The sequence below is a fragment of the Sporosarcina sp. OR05 genome, assembly GCF_041414805.1.
GTDB lineage: Bacteria > Bacillota > Bacilli > Bacillales_A > Planococcaceae > Sporosarcina > Sporosarcina saromensis.
Genome location: NZ_JANKJL010000005.1, coordinates 36131 through 58013, shown reverse-complemented (window position 1 = coordinate 58013; position 21883 = coordinate 36131). Strand labels below are relative to the sequence as shown.

The following is a 21883-nucleotide window of genomic DNA, read 5'->3' as shown; positions in this document are numbered from 1 at the left end:
CAATGGATGAACAACTTAATCTTGCTCCTTGTGGTTTTTTTGTGCTCAATAAAGACTTAGAAATTATTGAAATGAACGAGACACTTCGTACCGTTTTAAAGCTAGAGCACACAGTCCATTTCCAATATTTTCTTACCTTGCCTTCTCGTGTCTATTTTCAAACGTATTTCTTACCCGCCATATCCATCCATCACCAAGTACGGGAAATGTATTTGAATTTTAAAGTTGAAGGTCATACAATTCCTGTGCTCGTAAATGTTAACGAGCGGAATGGCGTATATGAAGGAATTGTTGTGAAAATCAATACGCGAAATGAATACGAAGCGCAAATGCTTGCTGCACGGAAAAACGCCGAACGCATTCAGAAAGAAACCGATCTTGCAAACGCAAAATTGCTTGCACTTCTGGAGGACGTAGAGAGAAAACAACGCGAGCTTGAATTGCTAAATACAGAGCTTGAAAAACTTGCCGCTCATGATGAGCTAACAGGTTTATATAATCGACGCGTTTTCCAAAAAGAACTGGCATTGGCAGTGCAGCGTGTGCAGGCGAAGGAGCTTCCAGGGTTTTCTTTGGCCATTTTGGATATTGATCATTTTAAAAAAGTGAACGATATTTACGGTCATGCCATAGGGGATAAAATGCTCGTGGAACTGACGCATAAAATGCGAACGATGATTGAAAAACCACATCTCCTTGCAAGAATTGGCGGCGAGGAGTTTACCATCATTCTCTATGAACCTGATCCTCATAAAGCTGTTGCGCTTGTAGAAAAGCTTCGCGAGCATGTCGCTGTGTCACCGTGGGAAAGTATTGCAGCAACTATCTCACTTGGCATTACGCCTTTTAGGGAAGACGACAATGCAAACAGCTTGTTCACCCGTGCGGATGATGCGCTCTATGAATCTAAGCGGAACGGCCGAGATCGCGTTACGTATTTGTAAGTTGCTTCAATGAAGGATATAGCGCATTAAAGCAATTTTCTCTACTAATTTTTTTCTGAAGCTGGAACAATAAAGTTGATACACCTCGGCTACGAGTACCACGACAACCTCCATAAAGACATGTATTCTAAACAGCAAAAAGGGAAACTCCGTAGTCGGCAGTTTCCCTTTTCTCATTAGTCCTCAATCAATTCTTCATTTAATGTCAGCAAGGCCACACACTCCACATGGACAGTGTGCGGGAACAAGTCTACTGGTTGAACGGTTTGAAGCGTGTAGCCGAACGGCAGGAGTTCTGCTACGTCTGTTGCAAATGTTTCCGGTTTGCATGATACATATACAATCCGTTTAGGCTTTGCGCGGCCAATTCTTCTCATTACTTTACCGCCCGCCCCGCAACGTGGTGGATCGATTAAGAGGATATCAGCAAATCCGAATCGCTCATGCATCTCGTCGAGTCCATGGCGTGCATCTCGAGCGAGGAATGTCGTGTTGTGTAAATCATTATCGACAGCATTTCGTTTTGCAGATTCGATTGATGTTTCAACAATTTCAATACCTGCCAATTCCTTTACGCGCGCGGCAAAAGGCAATGAAAATGTACCGACACCACAAAACAGGTCGATCATCTTTTCATCTTCTTGCGGCTTGCCCATTTCCAATGCGAGTTCAACTAGCTTTTGTGCTTGCAAAGGATTCGTTTGGAAGAACGTATCGAACCATAGACGGTAACGGTACCCTGCCATTTCATCATAGATGAAGTCACGACCAGCAAGCAGATGGGTATCTTCGGATTGCGTGCGGTCCGCCCAATCCGTATTGACGAGCCAGAGTAAACTCTTAACGTTCGGAAACTTGCTCGTAATCCGCTCCACCAAGTTTTCGACTGCGGACGCCAATTCACCATCTGGTGTTTCGGTCGCAAATAGCGCCAACATCATTTCCCCTGTGGCAAACGATTCACGTACCATCAAATGGCGCAGAAGTCCTTCATGCGCATCTTTGTCATACCCTTTCAGGCCGAACTCTTTTACCCAATCCCCCACTTCCAACATGCCATCGACCATGTTTTTTCCTGCGATAAGACACGTTTCAAGTGAAATGATTTTGCGGAAATTCCCTTGTTCGTGGAGCCCGATCTCTCCTTCAGGCGAGAAGGTGAATTCCATTTTATTGCGATAATGCCACGGATCGTCCATTCCAATTGTATCTCGAACAAGTTCAGGATCCAGCCCTTCACCGCTCAATGCGGCCTTCACCTTTGCGGTTTTGTGCTTCAATTGCCCTGCATACGACCAATGTTGCCAGACACAGCCACCACAACGTTCGAAGTGTGGACAAGGGGCATCCGTCCGGTCAGGATTGGCTTTTAGAATTTCTTGCGGCATCACTTTTCGTCTCCGCTTATCTGGATTGTCCACAACAACTTCTACAGACTCTCCAGGCAGTGTCTGTGGTATCGTCAGCTTTAATTTCCGTGGATTGTTCCCTTTATCACTTTCACGCCAGATGACAGCCTGGCCGTTTCCTTTATCATCTACATGATCAATTTCAGCAACAAGTGTTACATTTTTTATTTCAGTCAAGGAATACTTCCCCTTTCAACAATCAATTCACGCAGTATTTGTTTAAACTCCCTACAGCTTCTACTGTACATAACAAGTACACGCTTTGCTATTATAACGAAAATAATGGTCTATGAACATGCGCAGGTGAAATTCTTGAGTGGACTTTGCTTGGTGAGGACAGGTGTGGTTCTAGTTTGATGTAGGGGGCTGGATTGGACACAGATGCCCTGCTTGTAAAAATTCCAGTGAAACAAAAATATTTACAAACAATTGAAACTATATTTAGCAGATTTCGTATAGTTAACTAGACATATAATGAATGAGGAAGGGTTGTGATCGATGATGCGTTCAGCGAATCCAAGTTTAGGAGAAAACACTTTTAAGAACTTGAGTCGTAACGATGGAATGGCGATGACGATTCACGGTACGGTGAACAAAACGTTCATCTTGTTTTTGTTGCTCTGTTCAACAGCGTTGTTCACGTGGTACCAATTCTTCTCTGGCAGTTCAATTGAGTCGCTTGTTTGGATTGGAATTGGCGGAGGATTTGTCGTGGCACTCATTACAATTTTTGTGAAAAAAGTGGCTCCGTTTACCGCTCCCCTTTATGCACTCCTTGAAGGTTTTGCTGTAGGTGGAATTTCGGCCATGTTCGAGGCACAATATGCCGGTATTGCCATACAAGCAATTTTGTTAACACTTGGGACGTTGTTCACTCTCTTGCTCGTCTATCGGTTAGGCATTATAAAAGTAACGGAGAATTTCAAACTTGGTGTTGTGGCAGCGACAGGGGCAATTTTCTTCGTCTATTTAGCCGATATCATTTTGCGATTCTTTGGAATGAGTGTGCCATTCATTCATGAAACTGGTCTCATTGGCATCGGCATTTCGGTCGTCATTGTCATTGTTGCAGCTTTAAATCTTGTACTCGATTTTGATTTTATCGAAAAAGGCGCGGAGCAAAGGGCACCAAAGTATATGGAATGGTACGGTGCATTCGGTCTTATGGTCACACTCGTCTGGTTGTATTTTGAAATTCTACGGTTGCTCTCTAAGTTGCGAAGCAAGTAAGAACTACCCGCTAATACATTGTAAAAAAGATCTACAAACTTAACTATTTTACAGAAATGATCAACTTGCAAAATTTCGTTTTCATTCACAAGTTTTCTGAAGGAGGTATGTCTAAGTGGACTTCTATGCATTCGATGGTACGATGTCATCAGTCGTTCCGGTTTTCATATTTATTATTTTCGCTATCGTCATCGGCACAATCCTCGTCAAAACGGTGACAGGGGTTAGCCAGTGGTCAACAAACAACAATTCTCCCCAACTTTCGGTTTCTGCGCAAGTAATGACAAAACGGACAAATACATGGGGAGGCAGTGGTGATTCCTCTGCACGCACTGATTACTACGTCACTTTTCAAGTGGAAAGCGGTGATCGAATGGAGTTCACTGTGAAAGGAAAAGAGTACGGTTTATTGGCGGAAGGTGATGTTGGGCTATTAAACTTTCAAGGAACGCGTTACTTAGGATTTGAGCGTATGAGGGATGAATCCCTTTCGACAGAAGTTGAGTGATCAAGTGATTGCTTGTTGTCATTGACGAATCATGCAAGTCTTTGCTTCTCTAAGCATTTCTGTTTTCACCAAAAGGTTCATAGGTCTTCGTCGCTTCCAATGACGGAGAGTACTTATTCGTACGCTGATCGTTATTAAATTATATGTATTGTAGAAGAAAGAATAGTGTTCTCAAGATAAGGTTCCATCAAACCCTAAACGGATTTGATGGGACTTTTTTATTCAAATGAATCCAGCAAAACTAGTAGGTACCTCCAACATTAGCATATCAAAAGCTCAGTGAAATGGAGCTAGGTCTATGACTCTTTTACTATAATCATTTAAAATATTATTAAAAAATAATATTGATTATTTTCTGTCATTTTGGTAGATTGAACACAGACATGTGCTTCTTTGGTATTTCGACAAAATCGATTGGGGGATCTATTTTGTTTTAGACAAGGAAACAGATGAATTTTTTATAGACAAAGGAGATGGGAGTTAGTGACAGTCAAGTCGAGAGAACAGAAAAAACTTGGTAAAACGTCTGGTCCGTTACAACAGTCTGATTATGAACGGATTATTGAAACGCCCGAGTTCAAGCAGCTCGTCAAGAAGAAAAACCGCTTTTTAACACCTTATGTCATCGCATTCTTTACCATTTATCTAATGTTGCCTGTGTTAACTGGCTATACGTCGATACTCGAAACACGCGCAATCGGTTGGATGACGTGGACATGGATCTATGCATTCGGTTTATTCGTCATGGTATGGGTGTTTACACAAATTTATGTAAAGAAATCGAGACAATTCGACAAAGAAGTAGACCATGTACTTGACAAGCACGTTCGACAATAAGGGGGAATTGGACTATGAGCTTTTTTTCTGTTGCAATCTTTTTTGCGGTCATTTTGCTAACACTTTACATTACGTATTGGGCTGCCAAACAAACAAGGACAGCCAGTGATTTTTATACGGCTGGCGGTTCTCTGACCGGCTGGCAGAACGGTATGGCGATTGCTGGGGATTATTTATCGGCAGCTTCTTTCCTAGGTATTGCCGGTGCAATTTCTTTAAATGGCTTTGACGGGTTTTATTATAGTGTCGGTTTTCTAACTGCCTATTTGGTTGTTCTATTTCTAATTGCAGAACCGCTTCGTAACCTTGGGAAGTATACGATGGCCGATATGATTGGTTCTCGTTTTGGTGCGAAAAAAGTTCGTGGAGCCGCTGCACTAAATACGATTACGATTGTACTTTTCTATATGCTTGCCCAACTTGTCGGTGCTGGTGCGCTTATTAAACTACTATTCGGTATTGATTATATGCTTTCTGTACTCATTGTCGGCGTGATGATGCTCATTTACGTCTTATTTGGTGGTATGACAGCAACGAGCTGGGTACAAATTGTAAAGGCCATTTTGCTTATGATTGGGACAATCGTCATTTCATTCCTTGTGTTAATGAAATTCAACTTCAATTTCGTTGGAATGTTTGAGGTTATGCGTACTGCGACAGATCACGGAGAATCCTTCCTTCATTCCGGAGTCGTCTACAAAGATCCAATTGGACTGATCTCTGTTTTACTTGCACTCGTTCTTGGAACAGCAGGACTGCCACATATTTTAATGCGCTTCTTTACAGTGAAAGATGCAAAGACCGCTCGCTCCTCTGTCGTTTATGCAGTTTGGATTATCGGTATTTTTTACGTACTTACAATCTTCCTAGGATTCGGCGCAGCAAAGTTTGTCGGTTCGAAAGCCATCATTGCTGAAAACCCGGCCGGAAATATGGCTGCTCCTATGCTTGCAGGAGTCCTTGGCGGAGATCCACTTGAATCTTTCGTAGCTGCCGTTGCATTCGCAACAATTCTTGCCGTAGTTGCAGGGCTAGTACTTTCGGGTGCATCCGCTATTGCGCATGACATTTATGGTGAAATTATTATGAAAGGTAAAGTGTCAGAGAAACAACAAGTGTTAGCAGCCCGTATTGCGGCAATCAGTGTCAGTGTCGTTTCAATTCTTTTGGCGCTTGGTTCAGAAAAATTGAATGTCGCATTCCTTGTTTCTCTAGCGTTTTGTATAGCGGCATCCGCCAATGTTCCAACGTTATTGATGACGATTTACTGGCGATAATTCAATACAACGGGTGCAGTCGCTTCGATGCTGACCGGGTTATTTACGGCGCTTATTCTCGTATCTGTCAGTCCAAACGTCATTAACCCAGTTCCTGGAGCTGCATTCTTCGTAGGCGAACCACTCTTCCCGTTCGTCAATCCGGCAATCATTTCCATACCTGCAGGATTCATCGCTGCAGTTGTCGGTACGTATGTTGGCGCCAAACGTCACGAAGCTGAAGAAACTTCCTATGCAGAAGTGCGCTTTAAAGCAGAAACGGGCTATCGCGGTGTAGAGAGCTAACCATTCAATATTTCTATACTAATTAGCCCCTCTAGCGATTAATTCGCAGACAAGCTCTATCAACAATCAAAAATACTATACGATTATGACCTACAATGCATGAGCCGATTCGTACTGATTCGGTTCATGTATTTTCATTTTGTCCATCATCACGCTTCTGCTGTAACTGATCACCAAAATATTTCCACGTTAAGACTCACACGATTTGTAAAATCTTTTTAATGAGCAATCCACCATTCCACTCAATGAATATACCCATATCTTCAACAATTCTTTTTAATGAATTGATTCAATCGTTCAGTACATGTATGAAACCGCGAATAGAATGATAGTGTAATCTGCAGATTATAGAGCCTATTAGAAGGAGGTGTATTGAATGCCTTATACAACTGGACCGATCGAAAACGTCGGGAACTTGCCATCTAATGCAACTTCCGTTCAAATAAAAATCCTGAATCGCACAGGAGGTATGCTTACAGGTGTTGTCCGAGTTTTCCGGCTAAACGGGACAAGACAACTCATTACTTCCACAAACTTTGCCACTGCGGCTAATGCATCGACTGTTCGCAACTTGGGTTTAGGTGCAGGAACGCTTCAATATGAAGTGGAAATTGTTCCAAATCAAAACGGTGGAATCTATTCCGTTTACGGCTTAACAGCTTCAGGTGTAATCCTTCAAGCCCAAAGGGTACTGAATTCAGAATTGACGCAGATTCTCTAATTCAATAAGTTTGTGGCGAACATTTCTATATGTACTGTCATCTCCTACAAAATAATTTAAGGGGTTGTTCCTTAGACGATTGCTATCGTACTTTGGGACAACCCCCCTCTTTTTTGCTAAATCATATAAGAAATATCGGATGCAACGGTAGGATAAGCAAATGCCATTTTCTTTAGTTCTTTAATGGGCAACTCAAAACGGATCGCCGTTGCAAAGTGATTGATGAGTTCATGCGCTTCACCACTTAAAAGATGTGCCCCTAGAACAACTCCTTTTTGCGAATCCGTAATGACCTTAAACGCTGCATGCCTTTCATTTGTCCGTCGATACGTAAACCAATCAGACACTTCTTCGAAACGTATGTCTACTTCCCTTCCACATTCTTTTGCTTGTTGTTCCGTCATGCCTACTGAGGCGAGTTTTGGAGTGGTGAAAACGACAGATGCAACAGCTGGGTATTGCGCTTTTTTCTGATTGCCCCTTAGTAAATTTGCCGCAACAATATGAGATTCGGTTGTTGCAATTGGTGTCAAAGGAGGACCGTCCGTTGCAGCAACGTCACCAGCTGCATATACACGTGGATTACTCACACTTTGCAAATACTCATTGACACGGACACCATTCTTATCGCTTTCTACATTCCCCTTTTCCAAGTCCATATCTAGTGCAGGCGAGCGACCAGCTCCATGAACGACTAAATCAGCTTCCCATTCATGTCGCTTCTCCCCCGCTGCTCCGATAACGGTATATTGGTCACCTTCTCTTTCGATTTCTTCCACAGAGACGCCTAAGTGTAGGTGTACGCCAATGTCTCGCGAACGTTTCAACAATAGTTGGACAAGATCTTGATCAAACTGCTTTAAGGGATCATCTCCTCTATGGATAATATGGACTTCAGCTCCTGCGCGAGTGGCAATATGCGCAAATTCAAAGGAGATGTATCCACCACCGACGAAGACGATTTTTCTCGGCAGTTCTTCAAGCTCTAGAAAATCGTCGCTGGACGCTAAGTGCTCCTCCCCTTGAATCCCCATCTTTACAGGTTGAGCTCCTGTGGCAATCAAAATATGCTCGCCCACCAACAAGTGCTATCCAACTTGTATTTCCGTTTCACTTTGGAACACCGCTTTGCCTGTGTACATCTGAATGCCTAGTTTTTTAAACTTTTCTTCTGTTTGTTCAGGAACCGGTTGTGTAAAAGTTTGCTTGAATGCCATCAACGCTTGCCAATCAATCTGTGCATGTCCAGCAAGACCATTCCCTTGCATCCGCTCGTGCCAATCCATTAATTCTGCTGCACCTACAAGAACTTTTTTCGGATCACACCCACGGATTGCACAAGTTCCTCCAAATGGTCGGTCGTCAATGATCGCAACACTCCATCCTGCCTCTGAACATTTTTTTGCAGCAACTGCGCCTGCACTTCCTGTTCCGATGACAATTAAATCGTATTTGTTATCCATCTGACTCTCCTCCTTGTCACGAATATACACTTCTCTAATCGTACCCTCGTTTGAAAGGAGTAAATCATTTATCCGCATAAGAAAAACGCCAGCACAGAGTAAGTGTGCTGACGTTTCTCATTTCGCAGTCATACGCTTTGTGTATGGTCGTCTTGTTTATCAATTTTTGCATGATCGTCTTCAGTGCGAACAACCTGTTGCGCGACAGGAAACTGTTCACGCGCTAAAATCCCCGCAACTTTCGGGGCTGTCCAAAGCAACGGAAGTAGAAACAAGGAAACCGGAACAGCCGCCACGACAATGAATGATTGGATGGCAGTGATGCTCCCTTCTCCAATTGCTAAAAGTACAATTGCGACTGCTCCCATAATCATCGCCCAAAAGATCCGCAACATCTTTGGTGGCTTAGAATTTCCTCGAACTGCTACTGAAATTGTATAGGACATTGAATCTGCTGTTGTCACAACAAACAAAATCGTAACAATTAGAAATGCAGGTGCAATGATGACACTGAACGGTAACTGCTGCGTAATTGCGATCATTGCTGCTGGCATGCCTGCACTGTTCAGCGCATTAGAAATTACACCCGGTTGCAGTAACTCGTAGAAAATTCCTGATCCACCAACAACCGTAAACCAGAAGCACGTTACGACAGGAGCAATAATGGATATTGATACAACAAGCTCTCTAATTGTCCGTCCTCTTGAAATCGTAGAAATGAAAACGCCCATCATTGGACCGTAGCCTAAAAACCAACCCCAGAAAAAAACCGTCCATAATCCAAGCCATTCAGAATCTCCATGGTACGTACTAATGCGTAGAAATTCTTGCAAATGCACACCAGATGCAGATAAGAAATTCGTAAGAATAAACCCACCTGGCCCTAATAAAAGGACGACAACCATTAATACTAACGTTAACAAGATATTCAGATTGCTTAAAAACTGGATCCCTTTTCGGAGCCCTGTGATTGCTGAAATCATTGCAATCGCTACAACACCTAAAATAATGAGGATTTGCGTAAACATATTATTCGGTATACCGAATATCGCTTCCATGCCGTATGCCGCTTGCAAACCAAGAAATCCAATCGGTCCAATTGTTCCAGCTGCTACAGAAATGATGGCAAATGCATCGACCGCTGTCCCAAGTGCACTCTTCGTCATAATTTTCTCTCCGAATATTGGATAGAGAAGCGAGCGAGGCTTCAGCGGCATTCCTTTATGATAGTGTGCATACATTAAAACGATCGTGCTCAGTGTACCGAGGATCGACCATGCTAGAAACCCCCAGTGCAAATAACTTTGTGCAAGTGCCGGAATGACCGCTTCCTTTGTACTTGGCTCAACGCCATTAAATGTTGGCGGCGTACTAATGAAATGATACATCGGTTCCGCAGCGGCCCAGAACACACCGCCCCCCGCTAATAAGGTTGTCATAATCATTGCTAGCCATTTAAATTTCCCTATCTCAGGTTTCTCTAATTTCCCAAGACGCACGCGTCCATAACTTGATAGGGCAATACCGATTGCGACAAAAAAGACACCTAACAGAAGTGCTTGCCAAAATGCTCCAAAATATTTTACAGCAAACGCAAATGACGTATCGACTGCGTTCGTGACGAAATCTAAATTGAGTAACGATGCGACTACGAATGCAACAAGTAGTCCACCACTAATCATTAATACGGGCCAGTCCGTTTTTGGCTGGTCTAACTTCATGCCTTCACTCCTCTCAACATTACTACTAACACCGGTTGAATTTCTTCTGATGCTAATAAAGGCATTCCAAGTAAATATATTGTTTACCTAAAGTGGTTAAATTACGCTACTATCGTCTATACGTCAACTGTTTAAGTTTATTTTTACATCAAATTAAAAGGTTTTACTTTCTTAAATCACAAGATATTAATCGATATTCCCCTATGCATCTTCAACAATTTCAGGTAATACATTATTTAATTTTTACATACCTATCAGTTGTTTACGTCATTAAGTGAGAAAATTCAATAGATGAATTTATTCGCTTTATAAAAAAATACAACGCGCTAAAAAAAATGTTCATCATTTAACTTTTATATTCACATAAAAACGTTCATTTTTTCATGTAACGACGATCGTCATACTAAACGCAAACACTTCTTCTTCTATAGAATGGTTGAACACGGAAAAATCATGCTTCTTTGTCACATGAAAATAGTTGGTAATATACTAGAAAAAACACATACGGGGGAATGATGTGGGAGCGATAAATGGCAGTGATTTTCTTAAAAAGATCAATTCACTCAATAATGAAATTTGGCTTGACGGTATGCAAGTAAAAGGACCACTTTCTGACAATAGTGCCTTTAAAGGAATTCTGCGCACAAAAGCCGCTTTGTATGATGCCCAAGTATCCCCAGAGTTGTTACAAAAAATGACCTATACGTCACCAACTACAAAAGAACGCGTCGGTTTATCTTTCATGCAACCTCGCACAATCGAGGAATTATGGTTGAGAAGACGTATGATTGAACAGTGGGCTCGCCAAACTTGCGGGCTACTCGGTAGAAGTCCTGATTATTTAAATACAGTCATGATGAGTTTTGCCTCTTCGCGTTATTTATTGGAGGGAAAGGAGAATTGTTTTCCTCAACATATGCTAGCTATGTATGAAAAAGCGAGAGATAATGATCTTTCATTCACCCATACTTTCATTACACCTCAAGTGAATCGATCTCAAGCTTACTTCGAATGTAGCGACGAACCAATTGCTGCAAAAGTTGTAAAGAAAACAAATGATGGGCTTATCATTAGAGGAGCACGTCTTCTTGCGACTCAAGGTGGATTGACAGATGAAATTCTCGTATTCAGTACACCGAAACTACTTTGTGAACCTGAGGAAGCTTTCGCATTTTCCATCCCCTCAAATTCAAAGGGGTTGCGTTTCATTTGCCGAGAATCTTTTGTCGGAGGCACGTCAACGTTCAACTATCCACTCAGTTCCCGATTCGATGAGATGGATTCACTAGTCGTGTTTGATAACGTCCTAGTCCCTTGGGAACGTGTATTTTTCTACGATGCTCCCGAAGTCGCCGCAACCTTTTTCGGTGCAAGTTCCTTTCAACCTTTCACGTTTCACCAAGTCATCACGAGACAAATCGTCAAAACCGAATTCATGCTAAGTGTCGCCGAACTGCTTGTACAAACGATTAACATCAGTGAATATCAGCACATTCATGAAAAACTATCGGAAATCATCATCGGGCTTGAAACGATGAAAGCATTGCTCGCAAAATCCGAAATGGACGCAACAGTCGATACAGCAGGTTATATGCGACCAAGCCTGTTACCTTTGCAAGTTGCAAGCAACATCTTTCCGAAACTCTATCCACGATTTAGTGAAATCATTCAGCTGATCGGAGCGAGTGGAATGGTTACATTGCCTACCGAAAAAGACTTTCAATCTGAGCGCATTCCTGACCTCCACCACTATTTACAAGCTGCAAACCAGTCTGCAGAAGACCGGGTGAAAATCTTCCGTCTCGCTTGGGACCTCACCATGAGCGCATTCGGCACAAGACAAACCCAATATGAACGCTACTTTTTCGGAGATCCCGTTCGGTTAGCCAGTTACCTGTATAAGTCGTATCCGAAAGATGCACATATGGAGATGGTTGAAAAATTGATAGGGATACAAGTTGGAAAGCGGTAATTGAAGTGATTAGGAAATGCCATCTTACACGTGTTGCTTGTGTGAGGTGGTATTTTCTACTTGAAGCGAGTGTTGTGTTGTGAGCGGGTTACGTTTTGTACGAATGAGGTATGTTGTGATGCGCCATGAGTGTTGCGATGCGAGCGGGTTACGTTATAAGCCGTTATTGTAAAATCAAAGAATTCTTGTAAATTGTATTTTGTATCTAGTTATCAAGCGTGGTATTCTATACAAATAAGTAAATTCTACCTAAATAAATAGTAACTTTGGAGGCAGATAGGTTTAATGATGAAAACAAAACTGATTCATACGACTACCCGACGACTAACTTTCATTGTTCTCATTGTCGGTGTGATATTTTCTTTCTATTCTCTTTTAACCAATCCAACATCCAGATCTTCCTCCTCATTAAAACTTGGCCCTTATTATGAGATATTCCGTGATTCGTCTGCATCACTTACGATCGACGACTTATTAACCGACGATTATCATTCATCCTTCACTGCCAGTACCGAAAACTACTTAAATTTTTGGCATACAGATGATGTCGTTTGGCTTCGCTTACAAGCAGATGAATTACTGTTGGAGCACGATAAATCCTACTGGCTCGAACTAATTGATAAACTAGAGAGTATTACAATGTATCTTGTAAATGAGGACGGTTCTTATGAAATACAAACAGGTGGTTTTTCGAACTTAGAAAATCGGCCAATTCATTTCCGCTCGATTTTATTTACCATCGATAATCCATCAACTGTCTCAGAAATCTATCTGAGATTAGAGGGTTCCCTTCCATTGACAGTGATTTCTTCTCTGTATACAACGAATGAATTCATACAAAAAATTATTTCCTACAAATTTTTCACCGGAGCATTTTACGGTTTCTTAACGGCATTATCTATTTATAATTTATTCTTATACTTTTCACTACGAGAAAAAGCATATCTGTTTTACGTTTGTTACATGTGGAGCTTCATGGTATTTCAAGCTACTATGAATACATTTGACATTGAGTTATTAGGTCAACTTGTACCCGAATGGTTTTTTACGCGATCATTGGTGTTAAGTTGCAACTTATTAGTGTTGTTCATGATTCTATTCGGAAGAGAATTTCTTGAATTAAAAAAGAACTTGCCAAAGTTTTACCGTTTATTGACCATCGCCTTATGGCTAAACATTCTATTGTTTGTTGCAGCAATACTTACCCCAAATGTCAGTATGATTAATGACGTAACAACTGTTTTTACGATGATTGTCCTCGTTTTACTATGGATATCAGGATTCCAGTTGCTTAGGAAAGGCCTTAAATCCGCACGCTTTTACATGATTGGGTGGACGATTCTCTTAAGCTCCATTGTTGTACAGGGTTTAGGTTTCTTAGGGATTATCCCTCTGCACCCGCGTATATATGAAGATGTCCCTGCAATTGGGGCAATTTTTGAAGCGTTATTTTTATCGCTCGCTTTAGGCGATAAAATTAGTATTATTAAAAGTGAAAATGAACGCATGCAACAAGCGTTGACTGAAACGCTTGAGGATAAAGTGTTGGAACGGACGCAACAGTTAGAAAAAGCAAAAAGGGAACTTGAATACTTAGCGAATACGGATAGACTGACACAACTTGCCAATCGTTTTCGACTGGATTCTATGATGGATGTCGCTTTCAAGCGAGCAGCGAATGACAATCAACCGCTCTCGATTATTTTACTAGACATCGATAAGTTTAAAACGGTCAATGATACATACGGTCATCAAGTCGGAGATGCAATTTTAATTGAAACGGCAAAATTACTTACAAGGATTCAGCGAGAAAAAGATGTAATTGGCAGATGGGGTGGTGAAGAATTCCTAATCATTTGTCAAGAAACTACAGAGGGTGAAGCACTACAACTTTCCGAGAAGATTCGATCCTTTATGGAGCAACACGCATTTCCTATAAATGAACCGCTAACGGGTAGTTTCGGAATTGCTTCGTATCTTCCAGGTGACACCGTCCACACACTCATATCCAGATGTGATAAAGCTTTGTACCAAGCAAAACTGAATGGCCGAAATCGAGTGGAGGTTTTCTAGATTTCTGAGTGTTCATGTCGATTTTAATAGTATGGGGTGGCTCGAGTGTTGTGATGCGAGCAGGTTACGTTGTGATACGAGAGAGGAATGTTGCGATACGAAGCTATTACGTTGTGATGCGGCTCGAGTGTTGTGTTGCGAGCGGGTTACGTTGTGATACGAGAGAGGAATGTTGCGATACGAAGCTATTACGTTGCGATACGGCGCGAGTGTTGTGATGCAAACGGGTTACGTTGTGATACGAGAGAGGAACGTTGTGATACGGATGAAGCATGATAACGTGGCAAGTGCTTTCCCTTCCCACCGCTCGCTTTTCTTCTGCTTAGTCTTCAATATTCACCATGAAAAAGTGGCCTTAAGTTCTCAGGCCACTTTTTCACTTTTTCCGCTCTGCATTCAACTGCTCTTTGTTTTGTTTTATCAGCTTTTCAAAGTAAGAGAGTTCATTTTCTGCAGGTTCTGCTGTCACATTTGAAATTTCACTATCAACGTTGTGACTATACTCGTACGGAATACTTTTCTCTACTTCTTTATTCTCGCTTTCTTCTTCACTCATTTCTTTCGTTTCGGACACTGTTCGTTGTTCTGAAGACTCCTCTTCTATTCGCTCATTTTCATTGGCTTCTTGCTCTTTAACCTCAACACAGTTTACAGCATCCATGTCCTCTTCCCGAACTTCAGAACTATGAGAGATTTCGTTCGTAACTTCTTTAAATTCTCCATGTGCATGCTCACCCTCCGCCTCTGGAAGTTTCGAGTGTTCACTGTCCGTCTCTTCCCAATCAAACCGTTCGTTCACTTGAAGATCACCCTGTTGTTCAATACCATCTTTCACACACGCCAATTCTGACAAGGACTCAAACCATTCCATAACTTCTTCAATAACTTTTTTATAGTCAGCTGAACCCTTTACTAATCCTAAATTGGGTTTATGGTAGAAACGAATTGGATGAAAGGGATATTTTTCGTCTGTCACTTGAAGAAGAAGTGTAATTCTTTCCACTTTTCCACTCTCTGATGTTTGCTCATCACCTGTCAGCTCTGTTTGGTTTGAAGTGGACAGTACGTGGTCGTCTGCAAGGACAGAAACCGATTCGAGTAATTCAGTCTTATAACTAAATGTCTCATACGACATATTTTTCTGTGGTTTCTCCAGTAGTTCCCCTTCATGACTTAGAGCTCTCCACAAATATATCCGTTGCTTGTCCCGATCTAGTGAAACTTTCGTCAATGCATCTGCCGCAACAAATGTACGTAGTCTGGAAGAATCCATTCCATTCAGTTGCAAGGATTGGAGCTTTTTGCGAAGCACTTCTACTTGTTTATCCTCGATCCTCTGTGCTTGTGCAAACAGTCTCATCGCTATCACGTAAGCAATTACAAGCAATAAAAAAGCCTTCACTCCATAGCCATTAAAAATTGCATGAATGAATAGTCCAGCCGCACCTAATGGAAGGAAGCAGCCTAAACACCCAAAGAAATTTGAAATTCTCGTAGCGATGGTTTTCCTCCCCTTTCCATAAAATGAACTCTATTAACTGTACGGTTTGAATGGAGAGAAGTTTCATATTCCTTTCTCAAACGATACAGTCCAATTGCCAGGCACCTAACTCTTCACCGTCTAATATACTACAGTGGAAGGAGTGTCAGTCATGCATTGGCAGCAAAAAGTTCACTATTTAACGGGACAGCCAGTCGGGGTTTCATTTCAGAACGGGCAAGGTACGTCAGGTGTATTATGCGGTTTCTCGGATGGTAAATTGCTACTTATCGAATACCTATACCATACGCAATTTGCTATGAAGCAGTACGATTTACGCACGATCCAAGATATCCATGGGTTTCCGCCATGTCCACATGAACAGCGTCTATATTGAATAAATAAACGAAAAAAAGTGAGAGGAACGGGAAATTCCTACTCACTTTTTTCATTTAATTCATACCTATCCCCTTCACTAGTAGCACGTTGTGGCATCCACTTAAAATCACTTCCTGCAGGATTTTGGAATACACGAAGTCCAAATTGACCCGCTACGGCAAATAGATGGTCAAAAATATCCGCTTGCACAGCCTCGTAGATTGTCCATTGCGTACTATTCGTAAAGGCATAGATTTCTAACGGCAGACCGTTTTCACTTGGAGCCAATTGACGAACCATCAGCGTCATCTCCTGATGGATGCCAGGGTGTCGTTTCAAATATTCATGTACATACACTCGAAATACGCCTATATTTGTAAGCGCACGCCCGTTGACCGCATTGCTCCGATTAATGCTTTTGGTCGTGTTGTATGTTTCAATTTCCACTTCACGTTCCGCAATGTAGTCGCTTAGGAAGTGAATCTCTCTTAAATGATCGAGCAATTCTTTTGAGCAAAATGCAATGCTCGAGGTGTCAATATGCAAAGCACGTTTAATACGGCGCCCCCCGGATTCTTGCATCCCTCTCCAGTTAATGAACGAATCGGATATGAGCGCATAACTCGGTATCATCGTGACTGTCCGATCAAAATTACGGACCATGACCGTGTTTAATGAGATATCGATGACATCCCCATCCGCCCCATATTTCGGCATTTCAATCCAATCCCCGACTCGCACCATATCATTCGCAGACAATTGAACCCCTGCAACGAGGCCTAATAATGAATCTTTGAACACTAACATGAACACGGCTGAGAGCGCACCGATTCCACTCAGCAAGATTAGCGGACTTTCTCCTAACAAATTAGCTATGACGAGGATGGTTCCGATGATGATAATCGTGATTTTCGCTACTTGGATATAGCCTTTAATCGGCTTCGTCTTTGCAATTTCATACGTTTGGTAAATATCATTGAACACTGTTAACAAGCGATTCATCACACTAAACGCTACGATCATAATGTACGTGATTGCTAACGTTTCTATCGCCGTTCGATACGTCGGAAATGACGCAGCAAAGTAATAAATAATGATGGCAGGGACAAAATGCGATAACTTATGGAACACTTTTCGCTCTACTAATACATCATCCCATTTGTACTTATTTTTGCTGACAATATGCGTGATAAAGCGGATGACGACTTTTTTTGTAATGAAGTTTGCAATGACGCATAGAAGCGTAATGCAGGTAATAAGTATGACAAAAGCAACAGGATCAAGCCAAGGTTGCTCCACTCCAAAGCTTGAAAGCTGATTACGAATAAAAACCACTTCTATTCCTCCTAAACTGATTTGACCAATAATTTTCTCTTATAGAATTGTAGCGCAGGAATGCCGTTTTTGTCTGTACGATGACCTATTTTCAGGGTGGATTTACTTGCTTTGAGCAATGGATGAGTCGCTATGAAAATCAGGCATTCTTCTTTTCCAGAAACCCTTTCTATATACCATTAAGGATACGAGAATTTATACGATCTATTCATCTCCAAAGAAAGGACGAATGGATTCTTTTCTTGTTGCACAATGATATACATGTTTTATTCGTATCCCATAGCATAGAAAGTTCGCACGTAACTGATAATGATTTTCAATTAATAGTTGACATTCCATTTTAATCTGATAAAATCAAATTTGTAAGGTAACTGATAATGATTATCACTATTAATCAATATCAATTCCGAAAATCAGAAGATGGAAAAGGAGATAGTCAAGCATGAAAAAATGGTCTTTATTTACACTTGTTTTATCACTACTTTTTGTTCTAGCTGCATGCGGAACGAACAGTGATAAAGATTCCAATACGAATGGAGCAACAGGAACAGATGCTGACAAACCAGCAACTGAAGAAACTACACCAGTTTCCATTAAGCATGAGCTGGATGAAGAAGAAGTTGTATTCGAGAAAACACCTGAGAAAGTTGTTGTCTTCGACTTTGGTGTATTAGATACGTTAGATGAACTAAATATTCCAGTTGCGGGTCTTCCACAAGCAACGATTCCTCAGTACTTGGAAAAGTATAAGAGTGATGAATACGAGAATCTTGGAAGCTTGAAAGAGCCTGATTTCGAAGCAATTCATGCAATGCAACCTGACGTCATTTTCATCTCTGCTCGTCAATCAGATCTATATGAAGAATTCAAGAAGATTGCTCCAACTGTCTACATGGGTGTAGACTACACGAACTATATGGATTCATTTACAAGCAACATGGAAACAATCGGTAAACTTTTCGGTAAAGAAGATGAAGTGAAAGCTGAATTAGCTGAAGTGAACGCTTCTATTGAAGAGATTAAGGAACAAGCAGCAGCTAAAGATGAAAAGACGTTAATTATTATGGGGAACGAAGAGAAAGTCAGCGCTTATGGACCAAGCTCTCGTTTCGGAATTATCCATGATGTTTTTGGATTCAAGCCTGCTGACGTAAACATTGAGAAATCTACACATGGTCAAAGCATTTCATTCGAATACGTAATGGAACAAAATCCTGACATCCTTTTCGTTATTGACCGCGATTCTGCATTTGATGCGAATGCAAGTGTAAAAAATGCGATTGAAAACGACATTGTCAAGAAAACGAACGCTTATAAAAATGGTAAAATCGTTTACTTAAACGGTGGCCCTTGGTACCTTGCAGGTGGCGGATTACAATCCATTAAAATCATGATTGAAGATGTAAAAGCTGGATTGTAAGACAATCTTTCTAACACGCAAAAACTTCTGGTTGTAGAAACTAGAAGTTTTTGCTTTTTTTGCGTTTTCCCCCTTTTATCAAGTTCCCCTCACAGACTTGTGATGCTAATTTAGCACGATTCACAAAATATTGTTATAGTATAGGTAACTGGTAAATCGTTAGGAGGAAATCAATGTTTAGTAAGCAAGCGATCGGACTCTTTTTTTGTCTACTTTGCTCAGGAATGTTGCTTGCATGCTCGAATGAGTCTGCAGCCCCTTCTGAGAAACAAACTGTAGAGGCAGAAGAACCGAAAGATGATTTTGCAATAGCGGTGGAAAAGAAAAATGCTGAACTTGAAATGACACCATTAGAACTGACAAGTTATGGCAATGAAGTTGGTGCTACCCTCTCACAGCCTAGCCACACAAACTTTGCAGTGAATGAACTTGTGACGGTTGAAGGGAATGTGGAACAGTATGAACAGTTACAAGGTCAATATGTATGGATTAAGCTCCAGTATGATGGAGAGGCAAATACGGACAATACCATGGAGTATTATGCACCCATCACAGACGGGAAATTCAAACAAGATGTAACCTTATTTAATGGAGAAGGTGACTATCGGGTTACTGTACTTCTTCCTAGTAAGGACCGAGAGGATTACTATTATGATCTAGTAAAGTTCAATGTATATAATGTGAATCCTACCGTACAACGCGATATCACGTACACAGCATTCGCCCAAGATGCACATTTGACAATTGAACAACCTGCACGTGGTTACGTGGAAGAAAACGAGGTCTTTACCGTTAAGGGCACAACTGCTATTGATCATGAAACGGTTATGATCGAGCTAAAGAAAGACGGTGAAGCTTGGAAACACGTCCTCCCTGTCAAGAATGGAGAGTTCCAATACGACATTCCGTTGTTTTACGGTAAAGGTGTACACAAACTAAATGTGTATGTACCAGACAAGGAAAGAGAGAACTATTACCAGGAAGGAACCATCCTCTATATTGAAAATACGTCCGATCTTTTGACTGAACCCATCACTTATACGACAACTTATGATGAAAGAGGAGTCGCGCTTGAATTTCCTACTTATGGCGGTCAAGAAACGGATCACACGTATCGGATTAAAGGAACCATTGACAAAGATGCTCCCTTCGCAAAAGAAACAACCCATCTATATATTACAACCAAAAAAGATGGAGACGAAGCACTTGCTGTTATTCCTGTAACGGATTACAAATTTGATGACGAGTTTTATTTGCGATTTGGACCAGGAACCTATGAAGTCATTGTGAGTGTACCAGAGATAAAAGAGAAAAATAGTGCCAAGTTCTACTATTACAACGTAGCTGAATTCTCTGTTGAAAGTACCGCCACAGAAGATCAACGTGATACATTACCATCTAGGGGTGTCCAGTCAGATTCCATCGATATACTCGCACTCGCAGATGAGCTCATGAAAGAGTCGATGTCGGATCGCGAAAAAGCGAAAGCCGTATATGAATATACTGCAAAGACGATTTCTTATGACGTGAATAAGATGAAGAATAATGAGTTTGAGTGGGATGATAGTGCGTTAAAAGTACTCGATTTAAAAACTGGAATTTGCCAAGATTATACGTATCTCGCTATTGCAATTCTTCGTGCAGGTGGTATGGAAGCCAGATATATTGCAGGTACGGCGGGATCTGGTTTTAATTTTGCACGACATGCATGGGTCGAAGTGAAAGTTGACGGTGAGTGGCTAACAATGGATCCTACCTGGGGTGCTGGATACATTGACAAAGGTGAGTTTGTAGCAAATTACACAGAAGACTTTTTTGATCCGAATGAAGAATCGTTTAAAACGCACTCTCGTTCTGGAGTAGAATATTAGAATGTGTAAAGCACTACAATTATTGAGGATGTGCCAACATCGAGGGCGTTTCTCTGCACTCCTGAGTATTCACTAAATAATTGACAAAATGCATGAGGGTTAGTTGACCTTCATGCATTTTTTATGAGCTGTCCTAGGCGCCTTGCCAGTTCACTAAAACTAACTACAACTTAGCGCAAATACGGATTGTCCACCATCGGTCCAACCGTCGACATTGTTGTTAGCTGCTTTGCCATGTACGTCGGCGTATGCGGCATATCATTTTTTAACCACCAAATGATGACACCTAAATAAGCAGACGTAATGTAGGCAATTGAAATTTCCATCGGCACTTTAAATATATGCTGATCATTAATCATATATTGAGCACCTTCTCTCACGAACGTCTCAATAATCCGTTTCACCGAGTCAATGAAATAGGGCACTTTCTCATGCGCCAGCATGATTTGATAAAACTGATTCCGTTCAATCATCTTCTCAAAAAGCCTCACAAATATTGGATGAGGATTATCACTGTCGTATTTGTACTCATAATCATTCACTTGAACACTTTTACGTAAATCCGCTAGCGCTTCATCCATCAGTTGCTCCAGCAATTGTTCCTTGTCGTAATAATGTAAATAAAACGTAGCACGATTTAATCGGGAACGTTCGGAAATTTCCCTTACCGTAATTTTTTTGTAATCCTTTTCTTCCAATAACGCCAATAGTGCTTCCTGAAACATCGCTTTCGTTCGTTGTACCCGTGGATCCACCTTTGTAGACACTTCTGCTCCCCCTGTCGATTATCCTTTCACTACTAGACATTTCCCATCAATTTGCCGACAACACAACATTAATCTGAAAAATGTTTATTGTCATAAAAGTATTGTTAGCTATAATTATACCTAACGACACGGTGTCAATAAAGTAAATTAATAAAATAGTCTTAGTTTTACACAGTTATTTTGTTGTTGGTT

Annotated in this window: 15 protein-coding genes and 2 pseudogenes; 11 read left to right on the top strand and 6 right to left on the bottom strand. The window is 41.2% G+C overall.

Annotated elements, in window-relative coordinates; translation table 11 throughout:
• Positions 1–2 precede the first annotated feature (2 nt).
• Positions 3–944, top strand: coding sequence for a GGDEF domain-containing protein (locus tag NRI27_RS09880; protein ID WP_371390536.1), 942 nt, complete (start codon positions 3–5; stop codon positions 942–944).
• Positions 945–1120: 176 nt separating this feature from the next.
• Here the strand turns inward: NRI27_RS09880 and rlmD are convergent, their stop codons facing one another.
• Entirely contained in the window at positions 1121–2530 is a 1410-nt protein-coding gene (rlmD, locus tag NRI27_RS09875) for a 23S rRNA (uracil(1939)-C(5))-methyltransferase RlmD (protein ID WP_371390535.1), read from the bottom strand.
• Positions 2531–2854: 324 nt separating this feature from the next.
• Between rlmD and NRI27_RS09870 the strand changes: the two genes are divergently transcribed.
• From NRI27_RS09870 to NRI27_RS09850, 5 genes and pseudogenes are all read left to right on the top strand, one after another.
• On the top strand, positions 2855–3583 hold the full coding sequence (locus NRI27_RS09870; RefSeq protein ID WP_317944240.1) for a Bax inhibitor-1/YccA family protein: 729 nt from the start codon (positions 2855–2857) through the stop codon (positions 3581–3583).
• Between the two features lie 115 nt (positions 3584–3698).
• Positions 3699–4091, top strand: coding sequence for a DUF2500 domain-containing protein (locus NRI27_RS09865; protein WP_371390534.1), 393 nt, complete (start codon positions 3699–3701; stop codon positions 4089–4091).
• A 483-nt stretch (positions 4092–4574) separates the two neighbouring features.
• Entirely contained in the window at positions 4575–4928 is a 354-nt protein-coding gene (locus NRI27_RS09860; protein ID WP_371390533.1) for a DUF485 domain-containing protein, read from the top strand.
• A 14-nt stretch (positions 4929–4942) separates the two neighbouring features.
• Positions 4943–6490: pseudogene (locus tag NRI27_RS09855) on the top strand (solute symporter family protein).
• 376 nt (positions 6491–6866) lie between these two features.
• Positions 6867–7211: an ATPase gene (locus tag NRI27_RS09850; protein WP_371390532.1), complete on the top strand. Its 345-nt coding sequence runs from the start codon at positions 6867–6869 to the stop codon at positions 7209–7211.
• Between the two features lie 116 nt (positions 7212–7327).
• On the opposite strand, the pseudogene NRI27_RS09845 reads toward NRI27_RS09850, so the two are convergent.
• Positions 7328–8674 (bottom strand): annotated as a pseudogene (locus tag NRI27_RS09845) (dihydrolipoyl dehydrogenase family protein).
• 128 nt (positions 8675–8802) lie between these two features.
• Positions 8803–10395 (bottom strand): BCCT family transporter, encoded by a 1593-nt coding sequence (locus NRI27_RS09840; RefSeq protein WP_371390531.1) that lies wholly within the window; start codon positions 10393–10395, stop codon positions 8803–8805.
• A 517-nt stretch (positions 10396–10912) separates the two neighbouring features.
• Between NRI27_RS09840 and hpaB the strand changes: the two genes are divergently transcribed.
• Together hpaB and NRI27_RS09830 are read left to right on the top strand one after the other, a co-directional pair.
• Positions 10913–12367, top strand: coding sequence for a 4-hydroxyphenylacetate 3-monooxygenase, oxygenase component (gene hpaB / locus NRI27_RS09835; RefSeq protein WP_371390530.1), 1455 nt, complete (start codon positions 10913–10915; stop codon positions 12365–12367).
• Between the two features lie 285 nt (positions 12368–12652).
• Positions 12653–14440 (top strand): sensor domain-containing diguanylate cyclase, encoded by a 1788-nt coding sequence (locus NRI27_RS09830; protein ID WP_371390529.1) that lies wholly within the window; start codon positions 12653–12655, stop codon positions 14438–14440.
• 376 nt (positions 14441–14816) lie between these two features.
• Here the strand turns inward: NRI27_RS09830 and NRI27_RS09825 are convergent, their stop codons facing one another.
• Positions 14817–15827: a hypothetical protein gene (locus NRI27_RS09825; protein ID WP_371390528.1), complete on the bottom strand. Its 1011-nt coding sequence runs from the start codon at positions 15825–15827 to the stop codon at positions 14817–14819.
• Between the two features lie 265 nt (positions 15828–16092).
• On the opposite strand from NRI27_RS09825, the gene NRI27_RS09820 reads away from it, so the two are divergent.
• The gene (locus tag NRI27_RS09820) at positions 16093–16317 is read left to right on the top strand and encodes a hypothetical protein (protein WP_317944178.1); all 225 of its coding nucleotides are present in this window, start codon (positions 16093–16095) and stop codon (positions 16315–16317) included.
• Between the two features lie 38 nt (positions 16318–16355).
• On the opposite strand, the gene NRI27_RS09815 is transcribed toward NRI27_RS09820, so the two are convergent.
• The gene (locus NRI27_RS09815; RefSeq protein WP_371390527.1) at positions 16356–17633 is read right to left on the bottom strand and encodes a mechanosensitive ion channel family protein; all 1278 of its coding nucleotides are present in this window, start codon (positions 17631–17633) and stop codon (positions 16356–16358) included.
• Positions 17634–18075: 442 nt separating this feature from the next.
• Between NRI27_RS09815 and NRI27_RS09810 the strand changes: the two genes are divergently transcribed.
• Both NRI27_RS09810 and NRI27_RS09805 read left to right on the top strand, forming a co-directional pair.
• Positions 18076–19053 carry a siderophore ABC transporter substrate-binding protein gene (locus tag NRI27_RS09810; RefSeq protein ID WP_371390525.1) on the top strand — a complete coding sequence of 326 codons (978 nt, stop codon included), beginning with the start codon at positions 18076–18078 and terminating at the stop codon, positions 19051–19053.
• A 173-nt stretch (positions 19054–19226) separates the two neighbouring features.
• Entirely contained in the window at positions 19227–20924 is a 1698-nt protein-coding gene (locus NRI27_RS09805) for a transglutaminase domain-containing protein (RefSeq protein ID WP_371390523.1), read from the top strand.
• 170 nt (positions 20925–21094) lie between these two features.
• On the opposite strand, the gene NRI27_RS09800 is transcribed toward NRI27_RS09805, so the two are convergent.
• On the bottom strand, positions 21095–21691 hold the full coding sequence (locus tag NRI27_RS09800) for a TetR/AcrR family transcriptional regulator (RefSeq protein ID WP_371390522.1): 597 nt from the start codon (positions 21689–21691) through the stop codon (positions 21095–21097).
• Positions 21692–21883 lie beyond the last annotated feature (192 nt).

Bases quoted from the DNA above. Each gene is read 5' to 3' on its own strand.
- NRI27_RS09880 (WP_371390536.1), top strand. From the start codon at position 3: ATGGATGAACAACTTAATCTTGCTCCTTGTGGTTTTTTTGTGCTCAAT.
- NRI27_RS09870 (WP_317944240.1), top strand. From the start codon at position 2,855: ATGCGTTCAGCGAATCCAAGTTTAGGAGAAAACACTTTTAAGAACTTG.
- NRI27_RS09850 (WP_371390532.1), top strand. From the start codon at position 6,867: ATGCCTTATACAACTGGACCGATCGAAAACGTCGGGAACTTGCCATCT.
- NRI27_RS09840 (WP_371390531.1), bottom strand. From the start codon at position 10,395: ATGAAGTTAGACCAGCCAAAAACGGACTGGCCCGTATTAATGATTAGT.
- NRI27_RS09830 (WP_371390529.1), top strand. From the start codon at position 12,653: ATGATGAAAACAAAACTGATTCATACGACTACCCGACGACTAACTTTC.
- NRI27_RS09820 (WP_317944178.1), top strand. From the start codon at position 16,093: ATGCATTGGCAGCAAAAAGTTCACTATTTAACGGGACAGCCAGTCGGG.
- NRI27_RS09810 (WP_371390525.1), top strand. From the start codon at position 18,076: ATGAAAAAATGGTCTTTATTTACACTTGTTTTATCACTACTTTTTGTT.
- NRI27_RS09805 (WP_371390523.1), top strand. From the start codon at position 19,227: ATGTTTAGTAAGCAAGCGATCGGACTCTTTTTTTGTCTACTTTGCTCA.